Origin of the sequence: Segniliparus sp., assembly GCF_051660745.1 — a bacterium.
In the GTDB taxonomy this organism is placed as follows: domain Bacteria; phylum Actinomycetota; class Actinomycetes; order Mycobacteriales; family Mycobacteriaceae; genus Segniliparus.
Map to the genome: position 1 here is coordinate 21233 of NZ_JBOFQF010000045.1, position 24229 is coordinate 45461.

General features: G+C 69.3%; 28 protein-coding genes. 19 read left to right on the plus strand and 9 right to left on the minus strand.

Annotation, left to right across the window (positions count from 1 at the left end):
• Positions 1 to 15: 15 nt before the first annotated feature.
• Positions 16 to 534, minus strand: coding sequence for a MarR family winged helix-turn-helix transcriptional regulator (locus ACRC20_RS16955; protein WP_438687569.1), 519 nt, complete (start codon positions 532 to 534; stop codon positions 16 to 18).
• Positions 535 to 679: 145 nt separating this feature from the next.
• On the opposite strand from ACRC20_RS16955, the gene ACRC20_RS16960 reads away from it, so the two are divergent.
• Positions 680 to 2188, plus strand: coding sequence for a UbiD family decarboxylase (locus ACRC20_RS16960; RefSeq protein ID WP_438687570.1), 1509 nt, complete (start codon positions 680 to 682; stop codon positions 2186 to 2188).
• Positions 2189 to 2251: 63 nt separating this feature from the next.
• Here the strand turns inward: ACRC20_RS16960 and purF are convergent, their stop codons facing one another.
• Positions 2252 to 3799 (minus strand): amidophosphoribosyltransferase, encoded by a 1548-nt coding sequence (gene purF, locus ACRC20_RS16965; RefSeq protein ID WP_438687571.1) that lies wholly within the window; start codon positions 3797 to 3799, stop codon positions 2252 to 2254.
• Positions 3800 to 3835: 36 nt separating this feature from the next.
• Positions 3836 to 4342 (minus strand): MarR family winged helix-turn-helix transcriptional regulator, encoded by a 507-nt coding sequence (locus ACRC20_RS16970; protein ID WP_438687572.1) that lies wholly within the window; start codon positions 4340 to 4342, stop codon positions 3836 to 3838.
• A 44-nt stretch (positions 4343 to 4386) separates the two neighbouring features.
• Here ACRC20_RS16970 and ACRC20_RS16975 point away from each other — a divergent pair, with 44 nt between their 5' ends.
• From ACRC20_RS16975 to ACRC20_RS16985, 3 genes are all read left to right on the plus strand, one after another.
• Positions 4387 to 5355, plus strand: coding sequence for a pirin family protein (locus ACRC20_RS16975; protein ID WP_438687573.1), 969 nt, complete (start codon positions 4387 to 4389; stop codon positions 5353 to 5355).
• Between the two features lie 210 nt (positions 5356 to 5565).
• Complete coding sequence (locus ACRC20_RS16980) at positions 5566 to 6606, plus strand: AurF N-oxygenase family protein (protein WP_438687574.1); 1041 nt, start codon at positions 5566 to 5568, stop codon at positions 6604 to 6606.
• Positions 6607 to 6630: 24 nt separating this feature from the next.
• Positions 6631 to 8283 carry an FAD-dependent oxidoreductase gene (locus tag ACRC20_RS16985; protein WP_438687575.1) on the plus strand — a complete coding sequence of 551 codons (1653 nt, stop codon included), beginning with the start codon at positions 6631 to 6633 and terminating at the stop codon, positions 8281 to 8283.
• Here the strand turns inward: ACRC20_RS16985 and mshD are convergent.
• Together mshD and ACRC20_RS16995 are read right to left on the minus strand one after the other, a co-directional pair.
• Positions 8268 to 9068 carry a mycothiol synthase gene (gene mshD / locus ACRC20_RS16990; RefSeq protein ID WP_438687576.1) on the minus strand — a complete coding sequence of 267 codons (801 nt, stop codon included), beginning with the start codon at positions 9066 to 9068 and terminating at the stop codon, positions 8268 to 8270. The genes ACRC20_RS16985 and mshD overlap by 16 nt on opposite strands.
• 14 nt (positions 9069 to 9082) lie before the next feature.
• The gene (locus tag ACRC20_RS16995; RefSeq protein WP_438687577.1) at positions 9083 to 9820 is read right to left on the minus strand and encodes a winged helix-turn-helix transcriptional regulator; all 738 of its coding nucleotides are present in this window, start codon (positions 9818 to 9820) and stop codon (positions 9083 to 9085) included.
• Between the two features lie 123 nt (positions 9821 to 9943).
• Between ACRC20_RS16995 and ACRC20_RS17000 the strand changes: the two genes are divergently transcribed.
• From ACRC20_RS17000 to ACRC20_RS17025, 6 genes are all read left to right on the plus strand, one after another.
• Complete coding sequence (locus ACRC20_RS17000; RefSeq protein WP_438687578.1) at positions 9944 to 10732, plus strand: LmeA family phospholipid-binding protein; 789 nt, start codon at positions 9944 to 9946, stop codon at positions 10730 to 10732.
• Entirely contained in the window at positions 10729 to 11181 is a 453-nt protein-coding gene (locus tag ACRC20_RS17005) for a thioredoxin family protein (RefSeq protein WP_438687579.1), read from the plus strand. The genes ACRC20_RS17000 and ACRC20_RS17005 overlap by 4 nt, the downstream gene beginning before the upstream one ends.
• Positions 11182 to 11383: 202 nt before the next feature.
• A complete protein-coding gene (locus ACRC20_RS17010) occupies positions 11384 to 11878 on the plus strand; it encodes a DUF4395 domain-containing protein (protein WP_438687580.1) in 495 nt (164 codons plus the stop codon).
• Between the two features lie 37 nt (positions 11879 to 11915).
• Positions 11916 to 12749, plus strand: a complete 834-nt coding sequence (locus ACRC20_RS17015; protein ID WP_438687581.1) for a sulfurtransferase — start codon at positions 11916 to 11918, stop codon at positions 12747 to 12749.
• A 152-nt stretch (positions 12750 to 12901) separates the two neighbouring features.
• Complete coding sequence (locus ACRC20_RS17020; protein WP_438687582.1) at positions 12902 to 13207, plus strand: DUF1416 domain-containing protein; 306 nt, start codon at positions 12902 to 12904, stop codon at positions 13205 to 13207.
• Positions 13208 to 13296: 89 nt separating this feature from the next.
• Entirely contained in the window at positions 13297 to 13905 is a 609-nt protein-coding gene (locus ACRC20_RS17025) for an FABP family protein (RefSeq protein ID WP_438687596.1), read from the plus strand.
• Positions 13906 to 13998: 93 nt separating this feature from the next.
• On the opposite strand, the gene ACRC20_RS17030 is transcribed toward ACRC20_RS17025, so the two are convergent.
• Positions 13999 to 14856 (minus strand): aminodeoxychorismate lyase, encoded by an 858-nt coding sequence (locus ACRC20_RS17030; RefSeq protein ID WP_438687583.1) that lies wholly within the window; start codon positions 14854 to 14856, stop codon positions 13999 to 14001.
• A gap of 92 nt (positions 14857 to 14948) precedes the next feature.
• On the opposite strand from ACRC20_RS17030, the gene ACRC20_RS17035 reads away from it, so the two are divergent.
• The 4 genes from ACRC20_RS17035 (at position 14949) to ACRC20_RS17050 (ending at position 17377) form a co-directional block, all read left to right on the plus strand.
• Positions 14949 to 15494, plus strand: a complete 546-nt coding sequence (locus ACRC20_RS17035) for a hypothetical protein (protein WP_438687584.1) — start codon at positions 14949 to 14951, stop codon at positions 15492 to 15494.
• 38 nt (positions 15495 to 15532) lie between these two features.
• Positions 15533 to 16042 (plus strand): hypothetical protein, encoded by a 510-nt coding sequence (locus ACRC20_RS17040; protein WP_438687585.1) that lies wholly within the window; start codon positions 15533 to 15535, stop codon positions 16040 to 16042.
• Positions 16043 to 16064: 22 nt separating this feature from the next.
• Complete coding sequence (ygfZ, locus tag ACRC20_RS17045; protein WP_438687586.1) at positions 16065 to 17087, plus strand: CAF17-like 4Fe-4S cluster assembly/insertion protein YgfZ; 1023 nt, start codon at positions 16065 to 16067, stop codon at positions 17085 to 17087.
• 122 nt (positions 17088 to 17209) lie between these two features.
• Positions 17210 to 17377 carry a DUF3073 domain-containing protein gene (locus ACRC20_RS17050; protein WP_438687587.1) on the plus strand — a complete coding sequence of 56 codons (168 nt, stop codon included), beginning with the start codon at positions 17210 to 17212 and terminating at the stop codon, positions 17375 to 17377.
• A gap of 33 nt (positions 17378 to 17410) precedes the next feature.
• Here the strand turns inward: ACRC20_RS17050 and ACRC20_RS17055 are convergent, their stop codons facing one another.
• Positions 17411 to 18418: a sucrase ferredoxin gene (locus tag ACRC20_RS17055; RefSeq protein WP_438687588.1), complete on the minus strand. Its 1008-nt coding sequence runs from the start codon at positions 18416 to 18418 to the stop codon at positions 17411 to 17413.
• Positions 18419 to 18568: 150 nt separating this feature from the next.
• Between ACRC20_RS17055 and ACRC20_RS17060 the strand changes: the two genes are divergently transcribed.
• A complete protein-coding gene (locus ACRC20_RS17060; RefSeq protein WP_438687589.1) occupies positions 18569 to 19261 on the plus strand; it encodes a hypothetical protein in 693 nt (230 codons plus the stop codon).
• A 14-nt stretch (positions 19262 to 19275) separates the two neighbouring features.
• Entirely contained in the window at positions 19276 to 20016 is a 741-nt protein-coding gene (locus ACRC20_RS17065) for a dienelactone hydrolase family protein (RefSeq protein ID WP_438687590.1), read from the plus strand.
• A gap of 25 nt (positions 20017 to 20041) precedes the next feature.
• Here the strand turns inward: ACRC20_RS17065 and ACRC20_RS17070 are convergent, their stop codons facing one another.
• The gene (locus ACRC20_RS17070; RefSeq protein WP_438687591.1) at positions 20042 to 21469 is read right to left on the minus strand and encodes an MFS transporter; all 1428 of its coding nucleotides are present in this window, start codon (positions 21467 to 21469) and stop codon (positions 20042 to 20044) included.
• Positions 21466 to 21918, minus strand: a complete 453-nt coding sequence (locus tag ACRC20_RS17075) for a MarR family winged helix-turn-helix transcriptional regulator (RefSeq protein ID WP_438687592.1) — start codon at positions 21916 to 21918, stop codon at positions 21466 to 21468. Before ACRC20_RS17075 ends, ACRC20_RS17070 begins: the two co-directional genes overlap by 4 nt.
• Positions 21919 to 22052: 134 nt before the next feature.
• Here ACRC20_RS17075 and ACRC20_RS17080 point away from each other — a divergent pair, with 134 nt between their 5' ends.
• The 3 genes from ACRC20_RS17080 to ACRC20_RS17090 form a co-directional block, all read left to right on the plus strand.
• Entirely contained in the window at positions 22053 to 22616 is a 564-nt protein-coding gene (locus ACRC20_RS17080; protein ID WP_438687593.1) for a DinB family protein, read from the plus strand.
• 11 nt (positions 22617 to 22627) lie between these two features.
• Complete coding sequence (locus ACRC20_RS17085) at positions 22628 to 23344, plus strand: response regulator transcription factor (protein WP_438687594.1); 717 nt, start codon at positions 22628 to 22630, stop codon at positions 23342 to 23344.
• Between the two features lie 13 nt (positions 23345 to 23357).
• On the plus strand, positions 23358 to 24229 hold an 872-nt coding region (locus ACRC20_RS17090), incomplete at its 3' end, for a HAMP domain-containing protein (RefSeq protein WP_438687595.1).

Consider the following 24229-nt stretch of genomic DNA (forward strand, 5'->3'; position numbering starts at 1 on the left):
GCGTTCCCCGTTCCGCTAGTCTCGTTGCCCTGGAGTTGTGACGTGTGCCCGCTTCGGTCGGACTGGTCCAGCGGACGGCCCCCACGGCTCGGGCTCCTCATCGCCTGCGGCCAGGCGGCGGGCCAAGGCGATGAACGCCGCCCGTTCCTCTGGGGCGAGGCGGGCGAGGAGCTGGTCGGCGATGCGAGCGACGTCTCCGGCGAGGCCCGTCGCGAGGGCGCAGCCTTGGTCGGTGGCTCCGATCATTTTGCGCCGCAGATCCCGGGGATCTCGCCCGACCGTCACGAGACCGCGCTGACGAAGGCGCTCGACCACGTCTGCGGCAGTGGATTTATCGAGATGGGCCCGTGCGCCGAGCGCGCCCTGGTCCATCGCGCCGTGCACGCAGAGGAGGCCGAGGACCGTGAACTGGGGACCGGTGGTCTCGCCCCCGACGCGCTCCTGCCAGAGCTGCGTGTGCGCTTGGCCGAGCCTGCGGATCAACGGGCCGACCCCGTCCAAGGCCGCGAGGATTGCCGAGCGGTCTGTGGTCATCGTCTCCCTGTCGCGGCTACACAAAATTCCGTACACGTCCTATTATAGAGCCTGACCGACTAGGACGTGCACGTCCTATTTTGGCGGCGGGCACGCGCCCCGCCGCAGACCAGTCCCCACGCTCGACATCTGAGGAGGGCATCCCGTGGCACAGCACGGCAGCGAGCTCAATTTCCGGGATTTCGTGGCCCAGCTCCTCCACGAGGGGGACGCGGTCCGCATCCATGCCGAGGTGGACCCGAACCTCGAAGCGGCGGCCATCGCCCGGCGGGTCTACGACACGCGAAGCCCGGCGCCCTTGTTCGAACGGCTGGCCGGAGCAGAGCCGGGCTTCCGGCTCTTCGGGGCCCCAGCAGGGCTCTCTTCGCTGCCCGGGGGGCGCTACGGGCGCCTCGCCGCGCACATGGGGCTGCCTCGGGGCGCGAAGCCCAAAGACTTGCTCGACCACCTCGTCGCCGCGATGCGCGCCGCCCCCATCCCGCCGCGCGTGGTCGAGACCGGGCCCGTGCGGCAGAACATCCAGCTCGGCGATGCGGTGGACCTCGAACAGTTCCCCGTCCCGCTGCTCCACATGCAGGACGGCGGACGCTATTTCGGCACGTACGGCTTCCACGTGGTCCAGACTCCGGACGGATCGTGGACCAGCTGGTCCATCTCGCGCGCGATGCTGCGCGACCGCAGGTCGCTCGTCGGACCCGCGATGCCGCAACAACATCTGGGGATGATCCACGGCATGTGGCGCGACCGGGGCGAACCGACCCCGTGGGCATTCGTCGTCGGGGCCCCGCCCGCGTCGATCATCGCGGCGGGCATGCCGCTGCCCGCGCAGGTCAGCGAGGACGGGTACATCGGAGCGCTGACCGGAAGCCCGGTCGAAGTCGTCAGGGCGCAGACCAACGGGCTGCTGGTCCCGGCCAACGCGGAGATCGTCCTCGAAGGACACATCAGCCCGGACGAGACCGCGCTGGAAGGACCGATGGGCGAGTACCACGGCTACCAGTTCGAAGATCCGAAACCGCAACCGGTGTTCCACGTCGAGGCCGTGGCCCATCGCGACAATCCGATCCTGCCGTTCTGCGTCGCCGGGCTTCCCGCAGAGGAGAACCACACCGTGTGGGGAACCATGATCTCCGCTTCCGTGTTGGACCTGTTGCGCTCCAACGGGCTGCCGGTCGATATGGCCTGGTGCAGCTACGAGGCCGCGACCTGCTGGCTCGTCGTGTCGGTGGACCTCGACGCGCTCCGGCTTCGGCCCGCCAGCGAGCACGAGCTGGTGGACGCCGTCGCGCGGGTGCTCTTCGCCTCGCACGCAGGCTGGCTCGTGCCCAAGGTCCTGCTCGTCGCGAACGATATCGACATCACCGACGTCGAGCAAGTGGTGTGGGCTCTCGCGACCCGCCACCACCCCCGGACCGGCGTGTACCGATTCGACGACGCTCCCGGCATCCCGCTCGTCCCCTATCTCACCGACGAGGACCGGGCGGCGGGACGCGGCGGGAAAGCCATCATCAGCTGCCTGCAGCCAAGCCAACTCTCCGGCGTGACGACAGGCGCCGTCGCGAGCTTCGCCAACGCGTACCCCGAGCACCTGCAAACCCATGTCATCGAGAAATGGGACGAATACGGATTCCGTGGCCGACCCTGCCGGGGGTGAGCCCTCCGGCATAAGGAGGCGCGCTCATCGGGGGCACGGCCTGCGCAGCCCCGCGCCTGCGGACTAGCCCGCGCGGCCCTCCAGCACCGACTTGCCCAATGCCGACTCCTCTGGCAGCGGGATCGGGTAGACCCCGTTGAAGCAAGCCGTGCACAACCGGGTCGGCGGCTGCTCGGTGGCCGCGACGAGCCCTTCGAGGGAGATATGCCCGAGCGAATCCGCGCGGATCGAGCGGCGCACCCCTTCGAGCATGCCCTCGGGCCCGTCCGCCCCGTTCGCGATGAGCTCGGTCGTGCTCGGGAAGTCGATGCCGTAGAAGCACGGCCACCGCACCGGCGGCGAGGCGATCCGCACATGCACCTCGATCGCGCCCGCCTCGCGCAGCATCCGCACCAGGGCCCGCTGCGTGTTGCCACGGACGATGGAGTCGTCCACCACCACGAGCCGTTTGCCCCGGATGATCTCACGCATCGGGTTGAGCTTGAGCCGGATGCCGAGCTGGCGAATGGTCTGCGACGGCTGGATGAAGGTCCGGCCCACGTAGGCGTTCTTCGTGAGGCCCTGGCCGTACGGGATGCCGGAGCCTTGGGCGTAGCCGATCGCGGCGGGCGTGCCGGACTCGGGGACGGGGATCACGAGGTCCGCGTCCACCGGGTGCTCCTCGGCGAGGCGGCGGCCGATCTCCACCCGCGCCGCGTGCACGGAGCGCCCCGCGATGACCGAGTCGGGCCGGGCGAGGTAGACGTATTCGAAGACGCAGCCCTTGGGCTGCGGGCTCGCGAACCGAGTGGAGCGCACCCCGTCCATGTCGATGGCCAGCAGCTCGCCCGGCTCGATGTCGCGGACGAACGAGGCGCCGACGATGTCCAGGGCGCTGGTCTCGCTGGCCACGACCCAGCCGCGCTCCAGCCGCCCGAGGCACAGCGGGCGGACGCCCCACGGGTCGCGGGCCGCATAGAGGGTGTGCTCGTCGAGGAAGGTCAGGCAGAACGCGCCGCGCAACGTCGGGAGCAGCTTCAACGCCGCCCGCTCGAGCGCGGTGCGGCCGCCGCCGAGGTCTTCGAATTCGAGCTGCGGGTCGTCCGCCACCTGTGCGAGCAGGCCGCAGATGAGATCGGAGTCCGTGCCGACCGTGTCCCGGTTGTAGTTCTTCGGGTCGACGGGCAAGACGCTCGCCCCCGCCGTGCTGCGCTCCAAGAGCTCAAGGGTGTTGACCAGGTTGCCGTTGTGGCCGAGCGCGACGCACCCGCCGGAGGCGACGGTGCGGAAGATCGGCTGGGCGTTCTCCCAGACCGGGGCGCCCGTGGTGGAGTAACGGCAGTGGCCGATCGCGATGTGGCCGGTCAGCGTGGAGAGCGACGACTCGTCGAAGACCTTGCTCACCAGGCCCAAGTCTTTGACGACGAGGATCCGGCTGCCGTCGCTCACCGCGATCCCTGCCGCCTCTTGGCCTCGGTGCTGCAGGGCGTGCAGGCCGTAGTAGGAGAGCTTCGCGACGTCTTCGCCCGGAGCCCACACGCCGAAGACGCCGCATTCCTCGCCGGGAGGATTCTCAAGGGGGTCCGGGGCCGGGAATGCCTCCCGGGAGCTCTCCGAGTGGGGGACGGTCACAGGAAGTCTCCAAACTGACGAGGGGCTGCTCTGAGCTCAGTCTACCTCGCGTTCACTTAACCGGCGAACGACCGCGCCCGCGATCTCGGCCATGGCTTCCAGCTGCTGTGGCGTGAGCGCCTCGACGAACCACCGCCGCACCTCGCGGACGTGGCGCGGCGCCGCGTGCTCGATCGCGGCGAGGCCTTTTGCCGTGAGCACGACAAACGCGCCCCGCCCGTCGTCGGGGCAGTCCTCCCTGCCCACCAGTCCTCGGGTGTTCATCCGAGACACCTGGCGCGAGACCCGGCTCTTCTCCCAGCCGAGCCGCCCGCCGAGCTCGCCGAACCGGAGCCTGCGCCCCGCCGCCTCGGACAGCTCGACGAGCACGCCGTAATCCGCGCCGGACAGCCCGCTCTGCCGCTGCAGCTCTCGGTCCAGCTTCGCCATGAGCGCGGCGTGCATGTCGATGAACCCGCGCCAGCCTGCGGTCTCCCGCTCGTCGAGCCATGACGGCGGAATAAAGCTGTCCTCGGGATCGTTTGGCCCAGTAGTAGTTGACATAGCAACTATGTTACCGGAAACCCGGAACAACCGAAAGGACTGACATGCCCGCCATCACCGCAGACGTTCTGACCCTGCCGCGCATCGCGACGCCGGATCCCGTCACGACCGAAGAGCGCCCGGTCCGGTACGTCACCACCGCGCCCACCGGGCACGAGGGCGAAGGCTTCCCGGTCCGCCGCGCGTTCGCCGGAGTGCCCATGTCCGAGCTGGACCCGTTCATCCATATGGACCAGATGGGCGAGGTCGAATACGCCCCCGGCGAGCCGAAGGGCACCTCGTGGCATCCGCACCGAGGGTTCGAGACCGTCACCTACATGATCGACGGGACCTTCGAGCACCGCGACTCGCACGGCGGCAGCGGGACGATCCGGGGCGGCGACACGCAATGGATGACCGCGGGCGGCGGCGTCCTGCACATCGAGCGCCCGCCGGAGGAGCTCGTCGTCTCGGGCGGCCTGTTCCACGGCGTGCAGCTCTGGGTCAACCTGCCGCGCGCGCAGAAACTCGTCCTGCCCCGCTACCAGGACATCCGTGGCACGTCGGCCGCGCTCGCGAGCACGGCCGACGGCGGGGCGCTGGTCCGGGTCATCGCGGGCGAGGTCGCGGGCCACACCGGCCCCGGGGCCACGTACACGCCCATCACGATGGCCCATGCCACGATCAGCCCCGGCGCCCGCCTGGCCCTGCCGTGGCGCGCGGACTTCAACGCCCTCGCCTACGTGCTGGCGGGAAGCGGGTCCGCCGGGAGCGAAGGCCGCCCGATCTGCAAAGGCCAGCTCGTGGTGTTCGGACACGGCGAAGCCCTGAGCCTCTCGGCGAGCACGGCCCAGCCCTCGGCGGAGCCCGCGCTCGAAGTGCTGCTGCTCGGCGGACGACCGCTGCGCGAGCCGGTCGTCCACTACGGCCCGTTCGTGATGAACACGAAAGCCGAGATCGTCCGGGCCTTCGAGGACTACCAGGCGGGACGCTTCGGCCTTGAGCCCGCCGAACGCCTGACACACACCGACTGAGCCGCCGGGGAGGGTTTGTTCCACGTGGAACAAACCCTCCCCAATCCCCCGTTTGAGAGATCGGTCACATATCTAGCCGATGTGATCTATGCGGCACGAATGGGCCATAGCGCATTGAAACCCCCCGCCCGCAGGACTAAAGTTAGTGACACAGGTTACGGAGCATCCGTGATCTAGACAACGAAAACCGATCCACCATGAGGAGGCACCGTGATCAAGCGGCAGACTTGGCTGGCAGAGCTGGACCCCGTCGCTGACGAGGCCTACAGCGAGAGGCTCGCGACCCTCTCCGAGGGATCGGTGCGACGCAGCTTCAACCCCTTCACAGACATCGCCTGGGACTCGCCCGAGTTCGACGTGGTCCCGAACGACGCCCGGTGGATCCTCCCGCAGACCGACCCCATCGCGAAGACCGACTGGTACCAGTCCCTTCCCGAGGAGAAGCAGATCGAGGTCGGGATGTGGCGCCAGGCCAACGTCGCGAAGGTCGGCCTCCAGTTCGAGACGTTCCTCATCCGCGGCATGGTCCTCTACAGCGTCTCGCTGCCCAACGGCTCCCCGGAGTACCGCTACTGCGTGCACGAGATCGCGGAGGAGTGCAACCACAACCAGATGTTCCAGGAGATGGTCAACCGGATCGGGGCCGAGGTGGGCGGCATCGGCAGGATCAAGCGCGCTGTCATCGGGCTCGGGGCCGAGCTTCTGGCCGAGTTCTTCCCCTCGGCGTTCTTCACCGCGGTGCTCGCGGGCGAGGAGCCGATCGACTTCATCCAGAAGTCCATCCTGCGCGAGGGCAAGTCGGTCCACCCGATCATGGAGGGCGTCATGGCGATCCACGTCGCCGAGGAGGCCCGGCACATCTCGTTCGCGCACGAGTTCCTCAAACTGCGCACGCCGCGCGTCGGCAGGCTGCCGCGCTTCGCGCTGTCGATCGCGTACCCGCTGATCATGCGGTTCGTCGAGGAGCTGATCGTGGTGCCACCCAAGTCGTTCTGGCGGCGGTTCGACATCCCCAAGGCCGTCAAGAAGGAGATCTTCTGGGAGAGCCCCGAGGCTCGCGACTTCCGCCGCCGCCTGTTGGCGGACTCGCGGGCGCTGGCGCACGAGATGGGCATCATGAACCCGGTCGCGAAGCTGTTGTGGAAAGCGATGGCCATCGACGGGCGCCCCTCGCGCTTCCGCAGCGAGCCGCAGCGCAGGCACTTCTCGCAGCCCCTGCCCCAGCCGCAGCAACCGGCCCTCGTCGGCTGACCCGGCGTTCGGACACAGCCCTCTATGCCGCACGTCATCACCCAGTCCTGCTGTAGCGACGGGTCCTGCGTTTTCGCATGCCCGGTGAACTGCATCCACCCCACGCCGGACGAGCCGGACTTCCTCACCGCCGAGATGCTGCACATCGATCCGCGCGCCTGCGTGGACTGCGGGGCATGCGTCGACGCCTGCCCCGTGGAAGCCATCGTCCCGGACAGCAAGCTCAGCCCGAAGCAGCTCCCGTTCCTGGAGATCAACGCCTCGTACTTCCCCAAGGGGAAGCGGCCGCTGTGGTACAGCCCGATGCTCGCCCCGATCCCCGAGGCGCCGAAGGTCGAGGAACGGCGGACCCCGCTGCGCGTCGCGGTCGTCGGCTCCGGCCCCGCGGGCATGTACGCGGCGGACGAGCTGCTCACCCAGGCGGGAGTCGAGGTGAGCGTGTTCGACAAACTGCCGACCCCGTACGGCTTGGTCCGCGCGGGGGTCGCCCCGGACCATCAGCACACCAAGCAGGTGGCCGAGCTTTTCGACATGATCGCGGACCAGGACGGCTTCTCCTTCTACCTGAACGTGGACGTCGGGCGCGACCTGACCCATGCGGACCTGCTGCGCCACCACCACGCGGTGGTCTACGCGGTCGGAGCCTCGTCGGACCGCCGCCTCGACATCCCGGGGGCGGCCCTGCCTGGCAGCTTCACGGCCACGGAGTTCGTCACATGGGTCAACGCGCTGCCCGACCACGCCGAGCTGCCCGTCCGTTTGGACCATGAGCGGGTCGTGATCGTCGGCAACGGCAACGTGGCGCTCGACGTGGCCCGCGTCCTGACCCTCGATCCCGCTGCGCTCGACGGCACCGACATCTCGCGGACGGCGCTCGCCGCGCTGCACGACAGCAAGGTGCGCGAAGTGGTCGTCGTCGGCCGCCGTGGACCGGAGTTCTCGGCGTTCACCATGCCCGAGCTGATCGGTTTGGCCTCCTCGGTCGAGGTCGTGCTCGACCCGCCCGCGCGCGAGCTGGTGCTCAAGGCCCTCGCCGAGACCGACGACCGGGTCCGCAGGGAGAAGCTGGAGCTTCTCGCGACCCTCCCGACGGAGCCCTCGGGCTCTGGCCGCCACATCCGGCTCTGCTACCAGCTCTCCCCCGTCCGCGTGGTCGGAGAAGACCGGGTCGAAGGAGTCCAGTTCGAAGCGGGCGGCTCGGTCCCTGGCTCGTCCGAGCCGACGACCATCCCGGCGGGGCTCCTGCTGACCTCGATCGGATACCGGGCGCTCCCGGTCAAGGACCTGCCCTTCGACGAGGTTCGCGCCGTCGTGCCGAACGAGGACGGGCGGGTGCTCGACCCGGCCACCGGAGCCGCGCTGCCCGGCGTGTACGTGGTCGGTTGGATCAAACGCGGTCCCAGCGGGTTCATCGGCACCAACAAGAGCTGCTCGCGCGACACGGTGTTCGCCCTGGTCGACGACTACAACCAAGGCTTGCTGCCCGACCCTGAGCACGGCCAAGGCCCGTTCGACGAGCTGGTGCGCCAACGCCAGCCGGATGTCGTCGACCGGCGGGGCTGGCTCAACATCGAAGCCGCCGAGCTCGCGCGGGGACATGCGGCGAACCGGGTCAGGGACAAGTTCACCGCCGTGCCGCAGATGCTCGCCGCCGCCGGGCTTCACCCCCTGACGTAGGCGATGTGCTGGGCGTGGACGCGAAAGCCCAGGCCCCGATACGTCGCGACGGCGGGCGCGTTCGTCTGCTCCACGTAGAGCTCGGCCTGTCCGAGCGACTGCGCGCGCAGGTGCTCCAGGCCGATCAGGGTGAGCGCCTTGCCCAGGCCCTTGCCGTGGCTCGCGGGCTCCACCCCGAGGACGTAGACCTCGCCTCTGCGCTGCTCTGAAGCCGTCTCGGGGTGCACCTTCGTCCAATGGAAGCCGAGCAGTCGGTCGTCCTCGTCCACGGCGAGGAAGATCCCCGCCGGGTCCACCCACGGCTGCGCCAAGCGCTCCCGCAGTTTCGCGAGGCTCCAGCCGCCTTGCTCCGGATGCCAGTCGAATGCCGCGTTGTTCACCCGCAGCAGCTGCTCGTCGTCCTGCGCGCCACGGTAGACGCGCGCCGACACGCCGTCCGGGAGCCGCGCTTCGGGCAGCGGCGGATGCGCGAGCCAGCGGCGCATCTGCAGGAGCGTGCGGACCGGCACCAGCCCGAACCGCCGGACGATGGCCTGCGAGACCGGGCTGTTCTCGTGGTCCCACAGGTACGCCCCCGGGCCTGCCTCCGCGAGGGCCGCGCCCACCAGCCTCGTCCCGAGGCCGCAAAGCCGGTGCTCGGGCCGAACCTCCACCTCGACCATCGACGGCTGCCCCGGCCTGCCGGGCTCGATGGCCGCCGACCCCGCCTCGTCGCCCTCCCCGACGAGCGCGACGATCCGCCGCGTCCCGTCGGCCAGTTCTTCCCGGCTGAAATCGTCCATCATCCGCAGGCCGCCGTTTAGTTGGCCGCCTCCGCGACCGCGCTCTCGCCTTCCTGGTCTTCTTCCTCGTCGCGGCGACGGTCTTTCGCGTTGCGATTGCTGGGGCGGACCGCCTTGTAGCCGACGTTGCGCACCGTCCCGATGAGCGCCTCGTGCTCGGGGCCGAGCTTGGCCCGCAGGCGGCGCACATGCACGTCGACGGTTCGGGTGCCGCCGAAGAAGTCGTAGCCCCACACCTCTTGCAGCAGCTGCGCGCGGGTGAACACCCGGCCTGCGTGCTGCGCGAGGTATTTCAGCAGCTCGAACTCCTTGTAGGTGAGGTCGAGGGACTTCCCGCGCAACCGCGCGGTGTAGGTCCCCTCGTCGATGACGAGCTCGCCGAGCGTCACCTTGTCCGATCCGCTGCTCGCCGCCGCGCGACCGCGCAAGAGGCGCAGCCGGGCGTCGAGCTCCGCCGGGCCGATGCCGGGGAGGAAGAAGTCGTCGATGCCCCAGTCCGGGGAGAGCGCGACCAGCCCGCCCTCTTGGAACAAGGCGGCGATCACTGGCGAGGTCCCAGCCCCGGCGAGGACGCGGCACAAGCCCCGCGCGGATCCGAGGTCTGTCCTCGCGTCGACGAGGATCACGTCCACCGGGCCCACGTCCACCAAGGCCGCGAAGTCCTGCGGCAGGACCCGGACATTGTGCGCCAACAGGCTCAACGCCGGGAGAGCGACTTCCGGGCGGGGGTCGGCGCTCATGAACAGCAGGTCCATCGCGCCTCCATACATCTGGTTTGTCGTTGACTTCTCGGGCCGTCCGTCACAGAACCTGCGGCGGTTGCGGCATTGCTACTGTATCGTGCGGCTCTCGGCACTCGCGCAATGCACAATGATGTGATGTGGAAAAAGGCCCTCGCGGGCGTCGCGCTCCTCTGCGGAGCGCTCGTGCTCGCCGACTTTTTGCTCGCCGCCCACTCCGAATACCGGTTTTCCCGCGCGGTCCGGGGCGCCAGCGGCTTGAAGGACGACCCGGCGGTCACCATCGACGGCTTCCCCTTCCTGTGGCACAGCGAACAGGGGAAATACGAGCAGATCACCATCCAGGCCGCCGACGTGCCCCTCGGCGAGGGCAGGTACGCGGACATGGAGGCGACCCTCGGCCAGGTCTCCGCGGCCAAAGGCGGGGTGGCCATCCTCGGGGCCGACCGGCTGCACGTCGACTCCGCGCGGGCCCGGACCCGGCTCGACGCCCGCAACCTCGGACGCTATCTCGGCGTCCCCGATTTGAGGATCTCCTCGGCGACCGCGTACACGCAGGAGATGCCCTACAGCTTCCCCGCCCTTCGGCGCACGCTCACCACCTACGGCGTGGTGCTCACCGGGACGGTCCACCTCGGCGACGGCTTCGCCAGCCGGGTCGCCGTCCGCGCGGGGGTCTGGCTTGAAGGCCAATCCGTGCGGATCGTGCCGGTGAGCCCGTACACGGGCTCGGAGGCTCCCGACGCGGTGCCGACCCCGCCGGGCTCGGAGTCGGACGTGTTGAACCTCTTCAACGTCACACTGCCGCAGCTTCCGCTGCCGTTCGACATCGCGGCGCAGCAAGTCAGCGTCGTCGGGTCCAAAATCGTGATCGAGGGGCAGACCAAGGGAATGGACGTCACCCCCCAGCGGTTCTACTTCGCATGAACGCCGCCGCTTCGAGTCCCGCTGTGCCGCTCGCGGCGTTGGCCGTCGCCCTCGTCGTCGCGATCGCGGTCGGGGCGCTGTGGCGCTCTCGCCAGGGCAAAGTCAAACGGGCCCGGCCCGACGCAGCCTTGCAGGCTCCGCATCTCGGCGAGCTGGCGGAGCACGGGGTCGGCGCGGGCGAGCCGGTGGTGCTGCACTTCTCCGCCGCCTGGTGCGCGCCCTGCAAGGCTGCGCGCACCGTGATCCAATCCGTGGTGGCGCAGGGCGCGGGGCGCGACGTGGAGCTCGACCTCGACGAGCACCAAGCGTTGGCGCGCAAGCTCGGCGTGCTGTCCTTGCCGACCACCTTGGTCTACGACGGCGCGGGGGGCCTTGTCGCCCGCATCGCGGGCGTGCCGAAAGCGGACACACTGCGAGAGCTCCTCGGATCCGACCCGGCCCGCGCCTGATCCGACGCGGACGAGGCGGGCGGGCTGGCGCGTATGCTGAGAGCCATGGGTTTGTGTCTCACGAGTCGTCGTGCCCTCGACCAGGGCCGGTGCAGCTCGCAGCTCTGTCTGCTGCGCCCCTGAGCACGGAGCAGGCCGAAGCCGAGCCGCTCCGCCCTCCCGACTCCCCCTGAGATCCACACCCCATTCCAAGGAATTCGCCATGGCTCCTTCTCCGTCTGTTCCGTCCGACCAAGTCGACGTGCGCGGGCCCCGGTTCGCCGCGACCGTCACCAGCGTCGTCATCGCGTTGGTCCTCCTGCTCTCCAGCGTCAGCCAGCCCGCGGCGCTGGTCTTGCTCGCCCTGCAAACGGCGGTGTTCGCGACCACCGCCGCCCTCGGCCCGAAGCAAGGCCCCTACGGGCAGTTCTTCGCCCGGTTCGTGGCGCCCCGCCTCGGCCCGACGCGCGAGCGCGAGCCAGTCGCCCCGCTGCGGTTCGCGCAGCTCGTCGGCTTCGTCTTCGGCGCGGCAGGCGTCGTCGGGTTCGCGCTCGGCTTGGCCCTGCCGTCGTCCGCCGCGACCCTGGCCGGCGTCGTCGCGACCGCGTTCGCCCTGGTCGCCGCGTTCCTCAACGCGGCGTTCGGCCTCTGCCTCGGCTGCGAGCTGTACCCGCTGGCCCTTCGTCTGCGCGGCGCCCGCCCGCAACCCTCCCAATAAAGCAACCCCCCGACCCGACGCGAAGAAAGGAACACCCATGTCTCGCGAGAACGTGCTCGTCACCGCCGATTGGGCCCAGCAGCATTTGGACGACCCCGCCGTCGTCTTCGTCGAAGTCGACGAAGACACCGCCGCCTACGAGTTCGGCCACCTGCCCGGAGCGGTTCGCCTCGACTGGCGCACCGAGCTGCAAGACCCCGTCAGACGAGATTTCATCGCCAAAGAGGGCTTCGAGGCGCTGCTCTCGTCCAAAGGAGTCGGACGGGACGACGTCGTCGTCCTCTACGGCGGGAACAACAACTGGTTCGCGGCGTACGCGTACTGGTATTTCAAGCTGTACGGGCACCCCGACGTGCGCCTGTTGGACGGCGGGCGCAAGAAATGGGAGCTCGACGCCCGCCCCCTGATCGCGACCGTCGACCCCCGCCCGGCGACCAGCTACCAGGCGAGCGAGCCGGACGCCTCGATCCGGGCCTTCCGCGACGAGGTGCTCTCGGCCGTCGGGACGGCGAACCTCGTGGACGTGCGCTCGCCGGACGAGTTCTCCGGCAAAATCCTCGCCCCGGCGCACTTGCCGCAAGAGCAGAGCCAGCGCCCCGGCCACATCCCCGGCGCGATCAACGTGCCGTGGAGCAAGGCCGCGAACGAGGACGGCACCTTCAAATCCGAAGCCGAGCTGCGCTCCCTGTACGAGGGCGCAGGCCTGGACCCCGGCAAAGAGACCATCGCCTACTGCCGGATCGGCGAGCGCTCCTCGCACACCTGGTTCGTGCTCAAAGAGCTCCTCGGCCAGAGCCGGGTGAAGAACTACGACGGCAGCTGGACGGAATACGGCGCCCTGGTCGGCGTCCCCATCCAACTGGGGGCTTGAGGCTCAGATAAGCGGTCTGCGGCGTTACTTCGCGCCTCGTGTGCCCACTCGGTGGCCTCCGTTCTTGTGCACGTCGGCACTCGCGGCCTTGCATCCCATCTATCTGATTCCTCAAGGACTTAGGGCCTTGTCTCACCGTTGAAGGAGAAATTATGTGCGCAGCGCCACGCCAGGGCCAAACCCTGCCGACAAGCGTCGACTTGGAGAAGGAGACCGTGCTCACCGGCCGAGTGCTCCGCTCCGACGGCTCGCCCGTCGCGGGCGCCTTCGTCCGGCTCTTGGACGGGACCGACGAGTTCACCGCAGAGGTGGTCACCTCCGCATCCGGCGATTACCGCTTCTTCGCGGCCCCCGGCACGTGGACGTTGCGCGCGATCTCCCGCAACGGCTCCGCGACGCTGGAGGTGCGGCCGCAGGCCGCAGGGATCCACCAGAACGACCTCACCGTCTCGGCCTGATAGGCTGAAGGCATGGTCGTGCACTTTTTCGAAGCCCTCCTGGTGATCGCGGGGGTCGTCATCGTCTGGTTCGGCGCAATCCTGGCGAAATCGCTGTTCAGCAACCAGAAGTGACCGAAACCTCGCCGCCGCAGAACCTCCCTGCCCTGCCGGGATTGCCGCTGCCCGAGGACACGGCGAACCTGCGGTTCGGGCCGGACCTCTCCCAGGGGCTTTTGGGCTTGCTGCCGCTCGTCGGCGTATGGCGCGGCGAGGGCGAGGCGCACGAGCCAGGACAGGGCGACTACCACTTCGGGCAGCAGATCGTCGCCGCCCACGACGGCGGCGACTACCTGATCTGGGAGTCGCGCTCCTGGCGGATCGACCAGGACGGGAACTACGCGGGCCCGGACGCGCGCGAGTCCGGCTTCTGGCGCATCGACGCGAACGACGACGTCGAGCTCATCCTCACGCACGCCAGCGGGGCCATCGAGGTGTATTACGGCAAACCGCGCAATCAGACCTCCTGGGAGCTCGGCACCGACGTCGTGGTGCGCACCAGCTCCGGCGGCATCAGCGCCGCCGCGAAACGCCTGTACGGCATCGTCACGGACCCTGACCGGGCGGGCGGCGACCTCGCTTACGTCGAAGAGCGCAGCGTCGGCGAAGGCGAGTTCTATCCTGCCAGGTCGGCCCGCCTCCAGCGCTACATCGGCTAAAGCAAACCGCGCCAAAGCCGGCGAGACGCGTGGATGCGCCGACAACGCGGCGAGGAGCTGCGCGGGCGCTGGCTAAACCAGTGCCTCGTCGATCTAAACCAGTGCCTCGTCGATCAAAGGCTTCAGGTCCAGCGCGCCTTCCGGACGGCGCAGCGGCTCCCCGTCCAACGTGTGCACCCTTGTCGCCAAGGCGACGCTCGAGACGAGCCACACCCCGTCCGCCGCCAAAAGGTCTTCTCTCACCAGTGGCTCCGTGCGGCATTCGAGCCCGATCTCTCCGGCGTGCCGGAACAGGGCTCGCATCGTCGTGCCGTTGAGGATCCCCTCGTTCGGCGGCGGGGTGCGCAAGGTTCTGCCCGAGGTCGCGATGACTGTGGCCGTTGGGCCCTCGAGCACCTGGCCGAGCGCGTCGAGAAAAATCACATCCTGCGCGCCGCGCTCTGCCGCGTGGCGCAGCGCCGCCATGTTCACCGCGTACGACAGAGTCTTCGCGCCCAGCAGCAGCCACGGGGCGCGCGCGCCGAGGTCGGCGGGGAACCCCCGCTCCAAGGTCACCACGCCCACCCCGTCGGCCCGCCTGGCGAGCGTCGCCTCCGGCACCGGGGAGATGTAGAGGAACGCGGTCGGCTGCCTGGCCTCGACGGGCACGCTCTCCCGTCCTCGGGAGAGCACCAAGCGCAGCACCCCCTCGCGCTCTGTCCCCCACTCGCGCGCCGCGACCCCGGCGGCCCTCGCCCACACGCCGGCTTCCACCTCGGGCAGACCGATCCGCCGAGCAGAGCCTGCGAGGCGTTCGAGGTGCAGATCGAGCTTGAGCGCCTTGCCGCCGCGGACCAGCGCCGTCTCGAACACCCCGTCGCCCCGGAGGACGGCCAAATCGTCGGCGTGGAGGAACGGCTTCGCGACATCGTGGACACGGCCGTCGAGGGTGACGAGGAACGCTGCGGACATAGTCGAAAAGCTTAGCGCCGACTCCCAGCAAGACCGACTACCCTGGTGACGAGCAACCGCCGAACCAGTCCCATCAAGTCAGTGAGGTCCGTGTGAACCGTCCGCTCCGCTGGAAAGGGATCCTGGGCGCTTGTGCCCTCGCCACGGGCACAGCCTGCGGCGCAGTCCTCGTCGGGCCCTTCGCGGCTTCCGCTCGCGCAGACGCCGGCACCGACGTCGAGAAGTTCTGCCACGACTCCCTCGGGGAGGCGTCCGCCGCGAAACGCTCGATCGAGGGCATGGTCACCGCGTTGCAGGAGGCGGGCAAGCGTGTCGACGAGTCGGCTCCCGCAGACCGCGAAGCCACCATCGAACGCGCCCAGGCCGGTATCCACGGATTGCGCGCCGCCGCCGGGCAGCAGCTGCGGACCAGCTCCGACAACATCGAGGACAACGAGCCTCCCGGGCTGGCATACGACTGGCGGGAGCTCGCCGACCAGCTCGTCGCCGCGCAGCGCGATCTCTCGGACACCATCCTGTACAAGGAGCTTCCCGACCTCAAGCCCGCCGTCGACAACCTCAACGAGACAAGCGTCGCGTTTTTCTCGCGATGCGACGCGCAGTATCCGAACTACCCGCACGCAAGCTCCGACGAGTAAGCTGTGTCACTGCAGACGACCCTACTGAAGGAAGCCCGATGCGAAGTATCCCTGTTCTTGTAGCAGCCCCGGCCGCAGGGTTGGCGGCAATCCTGTTCCCCTCCGCCGCCCAAGCCATCGGCGACGCGCCCCCCGTGTGCGACGTCGCGCACGCCCACGCCTCGTCCGTGTTCGACGCGTCGAACGCTTTCACCGACGTGCTCAACCACAGCGATCCGACCGACGACACGGCGCAGGCGCAGTTCCGGGCGACGCGCGCGGACCTCATCCATCAGCTGCGCGACGAGGCCGACGCCATCGACGCGGAGGACACGCCCACGGATTTCCAGACCACGACGAGGCGTTACACCACCGCCGAGCGGAAATTCGCCGAAGCGATCGTGAGCGAGGATTTGGACTCGTTCCAGACGGACGTCGACGAGCGCAACGCGGCGCAGCACGCGCTGTTCGCCCAATGCAACGACGCCATCGGCAAGCAGTCCGGCAGCGGCCCCGACGCGCCGCTGGGCGGCGTGGACGACGGCTCCTCGGCTCCCGCCGACGGGTAGCCGCGACGAGTAGCATGGAGCAATGAGCACCCCGGCGCCTGTCTTCCCCCCCGAGCACTGGCCGGACCAAGGCGTGCCGTGGCATTACGGCGACCCCCTCGGGGAGCAGCGCGCCGCCGAGCAGGGCCGCGCGATCGCCGACCGGTCCAATCTCGACGTGCTCAAGCTGACCGGGCCGGAACGGCTGACCTGGCTCAACAAGGTCGTCACCCAAAAAGTGGACGAGCTGCCCGCCGCCTCGCAGGCCCAGGCGCTCATCCTCGACGCGCATGGCCGGGTCGAGCACCACATGCGCCTCTTCGAGACCGGGGAGGACACGACCTGGGTGGTCACCGAGCCCGGCAAAGGCGAAGCGCTCCTCGGCTACCTCGCCAAGATGGTCTTCTGGGCCGAGGTCGTGCCCGAGGCCGCGCCGGACCGCCGGGTGATCACCACGTTCGAACAGGGCAAATGCTTCGACGATGTGCATTCCGCCGAGTCTTTCGAGAAGACCTGGGGGGCGCTGACCGGGGCGCAGGGCTTCCGCCCGGTCGGGACCTGGGCCGTCGAGGCGCTGCGGGTCGCGGCGCTCGAGCCCCGGCTCGGCCTCGACACCGACGAGCGGACCCTCCCCCACGAGGCGCGCTGGGTGAACCCGCGCGGCGCGGAGCTGGGCGAATGGAAGGCCGTGCACCTGGAGAAGGGGTGCTACCGGGGCCAGGAGACGGTCTCGAAAATCGCCAACGTCGGCCGCGCCCCGCGCCAACTGGCCCTCGTCCATCTCGACGGCGACGACGCGGTCGACCTGCGCCCCGGCGAGGCGGTCGTCGACGAGCACGGCGCCTCGGTCGGCCGCCTCGGCACCACGGCCTCGCACTACGAGCTCGGGGCGATCGCGCTGGCGTTGGTCAAGCGCGGGCTCGACCCCGCCCGCCCGCTCGTCGTCGGAGGGCGGGCGGCGCAGCTCGATCCGGATTCCGTCCTTGGTGAGGAAGAGCACAAGCCCGGTCGCGCGGCTGTGGCAAAATGGCGCTTGACGAGCACAGCTGGTCGAAACATTCGGTGAATGCGACGGGGATCGTGCGCACCTGCGTCAAGGACGCGCTATGATGAATAAGTAAGCCAATAGTAATGAAGACACATGGGAGCCACCCCCTAAGGTTTCCCATCAGCGCGAGGGGGTTCCCCGTGGGCCGTGGCCGTGCCAAAGCAAAGCAGGCAAAGGTGGCGAGGTCGTTGAAGTACAACTCGCCCAATACAGACTTCGACCAGCTCAAGCGTGAGCTGGGCGGCTCGCATGCCGAGGAGTCTGACGACGACCAGTGGTACGAGGCCGAGCCGGATCGTCGTATCTGACCTCGCCGTAGCCGACCCTCACGCACGCGTTTTTCATTCCGAGGCCTTTCCCGGCTTCTGCGCAGCCATCGCTTCTGCCCGCACTCCGACCGGCCGTACTCCGGCACAGCGCAGCGCGACAACCGGCTTGGGCTCCGCGCCGCAGCTCGCCGGTCGTGGCGGGAGCTCCTCCGACTGAACGACCACGAGAAACACCTGCTCTCGGTCGCCTTGAAGCTTCGCCACGACCTCCACGTCGCCGTCTTCTCGCTCCTTGGCGCGCAGCTCCGCCACATCGTCGCCGGGCTGGGCCCGGTCTTCGAGAAGGCGGCGCACCGCGATCTCGGCGACTTGCTCTCGGGCCGTCCAGCAGGTCCGCCCCCGCAAACCGACGAGCTCGATCCGCCCCTGGTCCGCGGCTGCGGCCACAGCAGTCGCCGACTGCGGGGTCAGCCTGCCGTACACACTCCCCTCGGGGAGGAAGACCACCGAGGGGGCGAACCGATGGCCGCCGGTGTGCGAGCACTCCCACACGTCCTGGCCTGCGGCGGCGAGCGCCGAGGCGACCGGCCTGCCCTTGACCGCGCAGCACTGGTCGCGGCGCCCATGCGCGCACACGAGCACCGGCCGCACCTCGCTCCAAGCCCGTTGGGCTTGCGCCTGCGGATCCGGCGAGAAGGCCTGGCCCCAGAACTGCTCGTCCCAGGAGAACAGCAGTTCCGGGTCCGCGTCCAGCAGATCCCGAATGTCGCCCAGCTCCACCTCGCGCGCACGGCTCGCGCCTGCCGTCTGCTCCGTCGCGGCGAGCAGGACGCGGCGCACGCGCGGCGGCTCTCCGTCGGGCCAAAAGCTCGCGTCGGGCCTGCGCACGCACAGCAGTCGGGCGCCTGCCCGCTCCGCCCATGCGGCCACAGCGTCGGTGAGATCGCCGAAGACCCTCGCCTCGATGACATCGCGCCCCCATGGGCCCGGATGCTCCACGCACAGCCAGCGCCGTCCCGTGCCCGCCGTCCCCGCCAACGGCTCGTCACGCTCTGAAACCGCAGAGCAGGTGGGGGTCACCGGACCCACTGTAGCGCGGAAAACGCCTTGTCGCTCTGTCCCGAGTAGGTCACGAAATCGCGAGACCCGCCACTGTCTTCAGGGAGTTGCCAGGTCCGCGTGTCTACAGTGGAGCCGAACGACATGGCCCAACCCGGAGGTTTGACTCTCATGACGCGACGCACGCACCGTCTCGCGGCCTTGCTGGCCGCCGCCACGGCGACATTGAGCGCCGCCGCCGTCGCGGCCGCCGACCCCGCGCCGAGCGACCCGCAGCCCAAGCCCGGCTCCTCCCCGTCGTGCGCCGCCCTCGCCGAGCCCGCAGGCGACCTGAACGGGCTGAAAGACAAACTCACCCGCCTCGTCGGCGGCGTCCAAAACGGATTGGACCTCAGCAGCCTGGTCTCCCTGTACTCGCAGTCGCAAGACATCCTGCACACTCTGCGGGACGAGAGCGGCAAGCTCCGGGGCGCCGCGGACGAGGTCAGCGAGCCTGATCTGCACGACTCCACGCTCTCGCTGGCGAGCACTTTGGACGAAGGCTCCGACTTCGCAGAGCAGATGACCAACGTCGGCGCGCCGAAGCCGAGCGGCGAGGACCTCTCCAACAAAGTGGCGGACCTCTCGACGCATGCCGCGAACTCGCTGCAGCGCTTCGGGGAGAGCTACCAGAAGACCTGCGGCGTCGACCTCGGCTTCAAGGACCTCGGCGGGCTCGCGAAAGGCCTCGGCGGGTTGAGCCCGGCCCCGAAGGCGACTGCCCAGCAGGCCCCGAGCCAGGGGGCTCCCGCCCAGGCGACCCCGAGCGAAGAGGCCGCCCCGGCCTCGAACAAGTCGCTCCTCGCCCCGGCCCCGATCAAATAAGCTCGGGCTGGCAGATGAGCCGAACGAGCACGCCGGTCGTCCACGAATGGGCCTTCGGCCCCACACCGGTCAGCGTGTACATGCCCACCTCGGGCGGCCATAGCCAGGACAGCCCCGTCGTGGGGCTGGTCGTGGTCCACGACGCGCTCGGCGCCTGGTCCGCGATCCGCCGCTTCGCCGCCGAGGCCGCGCAGCTCGGCTACTTCGTCGCCGTGCCGCATCTGTACCACCGGGCAGGCTCCCCGGTCTTCGAGAGCGCCGAGAACTTCGACGACATCCGCCCGCTCCTCGCCGGACTGACCGGCGACGGCATCGCCGAGGACGTTTCGGCGGCAATCTCGCTGCTGCGCCAGAAGGGCGCGCACAAGGTCGCGGTCACCGGGTTCTGCATGGGCGGCACGGTGGCCCTGTACGCCGCCGCGAATCTGCCCGTGGACGCGGCCGTGACGTACTACGGCGGCGCCCTCGCCGAGGAGCGCTGGCCAGGAGTCGAAAGCGGGCTCGCGTCGGCAGGCAAGCTGCGGGCGCCGTGGCTCGGGGTCTACGGCTCGCTGGACAAAGGCAACCCCCCCGAAGTGCTCGACCTGCTCGACCAGGCGCGGGCGCACAGCTCGGCCCCGTCCTCGGTCGCCGTGCTCCGGGGCGTGGACCACGCGTTCTCCATCGGCGAGGGGGTTTTCCCGAGCTATGCCCCGCAAGAAGCCGCGCTCGCGCACCAACTGGGCTGGGACTTCTTGGCCCGCATGTTGGGTTGAACGCCGCGCGCTGAGCGCAGAGCCGTCAGCGCCGCGCCAATGCCTTCCGGCGCAGCACGACCTCTGCCGTCAGGACGAGCCCGATGACCCCCACCGCCAGCCCGACCCGGTGCAGCACCGTGTCTGCCGAGCCCGCGCCGTGCTGCGCGAAGAAGATGATCGCGGCGGCGACCAGCGCCCCGATGGACTGCACCGTCCGGTAGAAGCCGAGCGCGACGCCGAGCTCATGCGGCCGGGCCGAGGATTCGACGAGGTTCTGGTTGCCGATGTTGTTGAACCCGTTCGGGACGCCGAGCACCAAGAACACCGCCATCAGCAGCAGCCACGGCGAGTCGTGCCGCACGCCGAAGCCCAGCGCCGCGCCGCCGACGAGCAGCGAGAGCGTCCCGGTCAAGAGCGTCGACACCGCGCCCGCCCGCGCGTAGACGCGGCCTGCGGCTATCGTCGCGAACACCCCGACGACCGCCATCGGCAATTGGACCAGGCCGCCATGCTCAGGCGAGAGGGCCCTGGCCGTTTGCAGCCACTGCGGGATCTCCAAGAAGACGAGGTAGAAGGCGATGTACGTGCACAGCGCGCGGAGCATCGTGGTCGCGAGCGTCCGGTTGCCGGTCAACGACCGCACCTCGACGAACGGATACGGGGCCCGGCGCTCCAGCCCGACGAACGCCCCGCCGAGGACTGCCGCCGCCACGAGCCACCACCAATCCGGGCTCGTGGTCAGCGACAAGAGGAAAAGCATCGAGCAGGTCACCGTGAGCGCGAACGCGCCCATCCCCGGCAGGTCGAGCCTGCGCAGCCGCTGGGCGAAGCCGAGGCGCGTGATCGGCCCGTCCTTCGGGGCGACGGCGGAGACCAGGAACGCCGCGAGCGCGGCCACCGGCACGTTGACCCAGAAGATCGACTGCCAGCCCCACACGCCGACCAGGACCCCGCCGATCGTCGGGCCGAGCGCCACGACGGAGAGGGAGCAGACCGACAGCACCACGATTGCCGAGCTGGCCCTGGCGTTGTGGTCGTCGGCGTAGCGCCGGACGATGGTCATCGCGGACGGGTACTGCGTGCCTGTGCCGATCGCCAACAGCACTCGGGCCAACAACAGGACGGCGAGGTTCGGGGCGAGGCCCCCGACCACCGCGCTGAGGGCGATCGCCGCGAGGCCGACGAGGTACACCCGTTTGGGGCCGAACATCTCGGCGAGCGCGCCCGAGACCGTCGAGGACACCGCCGAGGTGATGTAGAACGCCGACAGCACCCAGGCCACGCTGGACGCGCTGCCGAATTGGGTCGCGATCCCGACCAGGGCGACGCCGATCATGGACGAGTTCAACGGTTGGAGCATCGAGCCAGTGCCGAGCGACGCGGAGAGGCGCAGCGGGACGTCCCGTTCTTCGGCCCTGCCCTGCGGCCTCGCCGGGCTTGCCCGCTCCTGCCCGGTCGTCGGCGCGCTCATCGGGCCTCCCGCCAGCTCGCCGCCCCGAGACGGCGGATGAGCTTGCCCGCGAGGTAGAGCAGCTCGCGCTCGTGCTCCGTGCACTCCTGGTCGAGCACCTCCTGCAGCCAGCTCGAGCGGCGCAGCCGGTCTTCGGCGAGGGTGCTCTCGCCCGTTTCGGTCAGCGAGATGATGCCCGCGCGCGCGTCGTGCGGGTCGGGGTCGCGCCGCACCAGCCCCTGTTCGAGCAGAACCGCCACGATCCGCGCCATGGATTGCGGGGTGACCTGCTCGTAGTGCGCGAGGGAGGTCAACGACATCGAGCCCTCCCGCAGCAGGTGCCCGAGGGCTTGCAGCTGCGTCGGGGTGAGCATGTGGTCCGCGCGCTTGGCGCGCAGCCGCCGCTGGAACGCCATGAGGTCTTCCTGCAACTGCGCCGCCTCCAGTGCGGCCATGGTCGTCTCCGTCATAGTTACACAGCTTAGCTGAATACTTTTCCGGAAGGAAGTCTATTTTTGACTTATTATGCGCGATATATACACAGCCGTGTTGTTCATCTCTGCCGGAGAACATTGCCGGCACGGCTGTTCACTACAGTTGCTGTATGGCCGAAGCCCCGATCCGACCGCACGCCGAGCGCGACATCCTGCTCGACATCCTCGCCGTGCAGCGCCAATCCCTCATCGCAAGCTGCCACGGCCTGGGCGAGGAACAGGCCAGGGCCACGCCGACCGCGTCGAGCCTCAGCCTCGGGGGCCTGGTCAAGCACGCCGCGTTCGGGGAGCAGAATTGGATCTCGCTGGCGTTCACGTTCTGGGCACCCGGCCCGAGGCCGCAAGGCGGCGGGGCCGAGGCGTTCGAGAAGAGCTTCCAGCTCGGCGAGGACGAGACGCTCGCGGGCGCGGTGGCGAGCCTGCGGCTGGCCGGACAGCTCACCGAGGCGTACTTCCGGGCCATCCCTGCCGAGGCGTACGAGAAGTCCCTGCCGATGCCCGCCCATCCCTGGCTGTCTGTTTTCCAGTCCGAGCTCTCGCCGCGCTGGATCCTCGCGCACCTCGTCGACGAGCACTCCCGGCACGCGGGCCATGCCGACATCATCCGAGAAAGCCTGGACGGCGCGAAGGCCTATCCGCTCTGGCGAGCGGCTTTGGGGCTCCCCCCAGAGTAAGATGCGGGATTATGGAGACCAACTCCCCCTCGCCGACCGTGCTCGTCGTGGACGACGACCCGGACGTGCTGTCCTCGTTGCAACGAGGACTGCGTTTGTCTGGTTTCTCCGTGGTCACCGCTGACAACGGCGCCGCCGCGCTCTCCGCCGTGCACCAACAGCATCCCGACGCGTTGATCTTGGACATGAACATGCCGGGCCTCGACGGGGTGAGCGTGGTGACGGCGCTGCGCGCGATGGGCGACGACATCCCCATCTGCGTCCTCTCCGCCCGCAGCTCCGTCGGCGACCGGATCGAAGGGCTCGAAGCCGGGGCCGACGACTACCTCACCAAACCCTTCGTCCTCGGCGAGCTCGTCGCGCGGGTCAAGGCGCTGCTGCGCAGGCCTTCCACGACGAGCCGCCCCGCCCCGACCGTCGAATTCGGCGTCATCCATGTCGACTACCTCGGCGTCGACATCCCCGGCAGGCGGGTGACCGTGGACGACGAGCCGGTGGAGCTCACCAAGCGCGAGTTCGAGCTGCTGGCCGCGCTGGCCGAGAACATCGGCGTGGTGCTCTCCCGCACCGAGCTGCTCGAACGGGTGTGGGGGTACGACTTCGCGGCGGACACGAACGTCGTGGACGTGTTCGTCGGCTACCTCCGCAAGAAACTAGAGCTCAAAGGCAGGCACCGGCTCATCCACACGGTGCGCGGCTACGGTTTCGTGCTGCGCGCAGGCCAATAGGACCGCTCTCTCGATGACGGGATCTGACGACCAGCATGCGCGCGCGGAGGCCGCGCGCCACGTGGTCGACGAAACCCATCCGCCGACCATCCTGCCGGACGACGCGCACCACCACCATGCGAGCCACCTGAAACAGAACAGGCTGCACCAGTGGTGGGAGGCATGCGTGCGGCGCATGCTCTTCAGCCGTCGGCATTCGCGCTCCCTGCAGGCCCAAGTGGCGTTGTCGGCGGCGATCGGCATCTTCATCATCGTGACGATGATCGCCATCCCCCTGTGGACCCTCATCGAGGACTTCAACTTCAACCAGGCGGACACCCGGCTGCAACGGCTGACCACCGTCGTGCAGGGGCCCGCGATCCGCAGGCAGTTCCCCGACGCCAATCTCGACCCCAATCTCAACTTCACCGTGCGCACCTCGGGCCTGAACCTCGTCCGAGGCATCTCCCTTCCCGACCTGCCGGTCGGGAACACTCCCGTCACCGCGTTGGTCGACGGGCGCCTGTACCGGGTCTACACGGTGAACGTCGGCCTGGGCGACCAGATCAAGCTCTCGGTGGCGGAACCGCTGGACCCCACCCTCAAGCGGATCGACGACCAGCACCGCGTGATCGTCGGGGTCGGGTTCGCCGCTGTGGTGGCTGGCGGGGTGCTGGGGTGGCTCTTGGGCGGGTTCGCGGTGCGGCCGTTGCGCGAGCTCGCCGACTCCACGAACCAGATCGCCTCCTCCGGCGGCGTCGGCGAACCGCCCCATGTGACGGGTGCTCGGGAGGTGGAGGCCATCGCGGAGGCCATGCGGGCCATGCTCTCGCGCATCGGCGAAGAACGCGCCACCAGCGACGCCGCCCTCGCCACCGCCCGCGACTTCGCCCTCCTCTCCGCCCA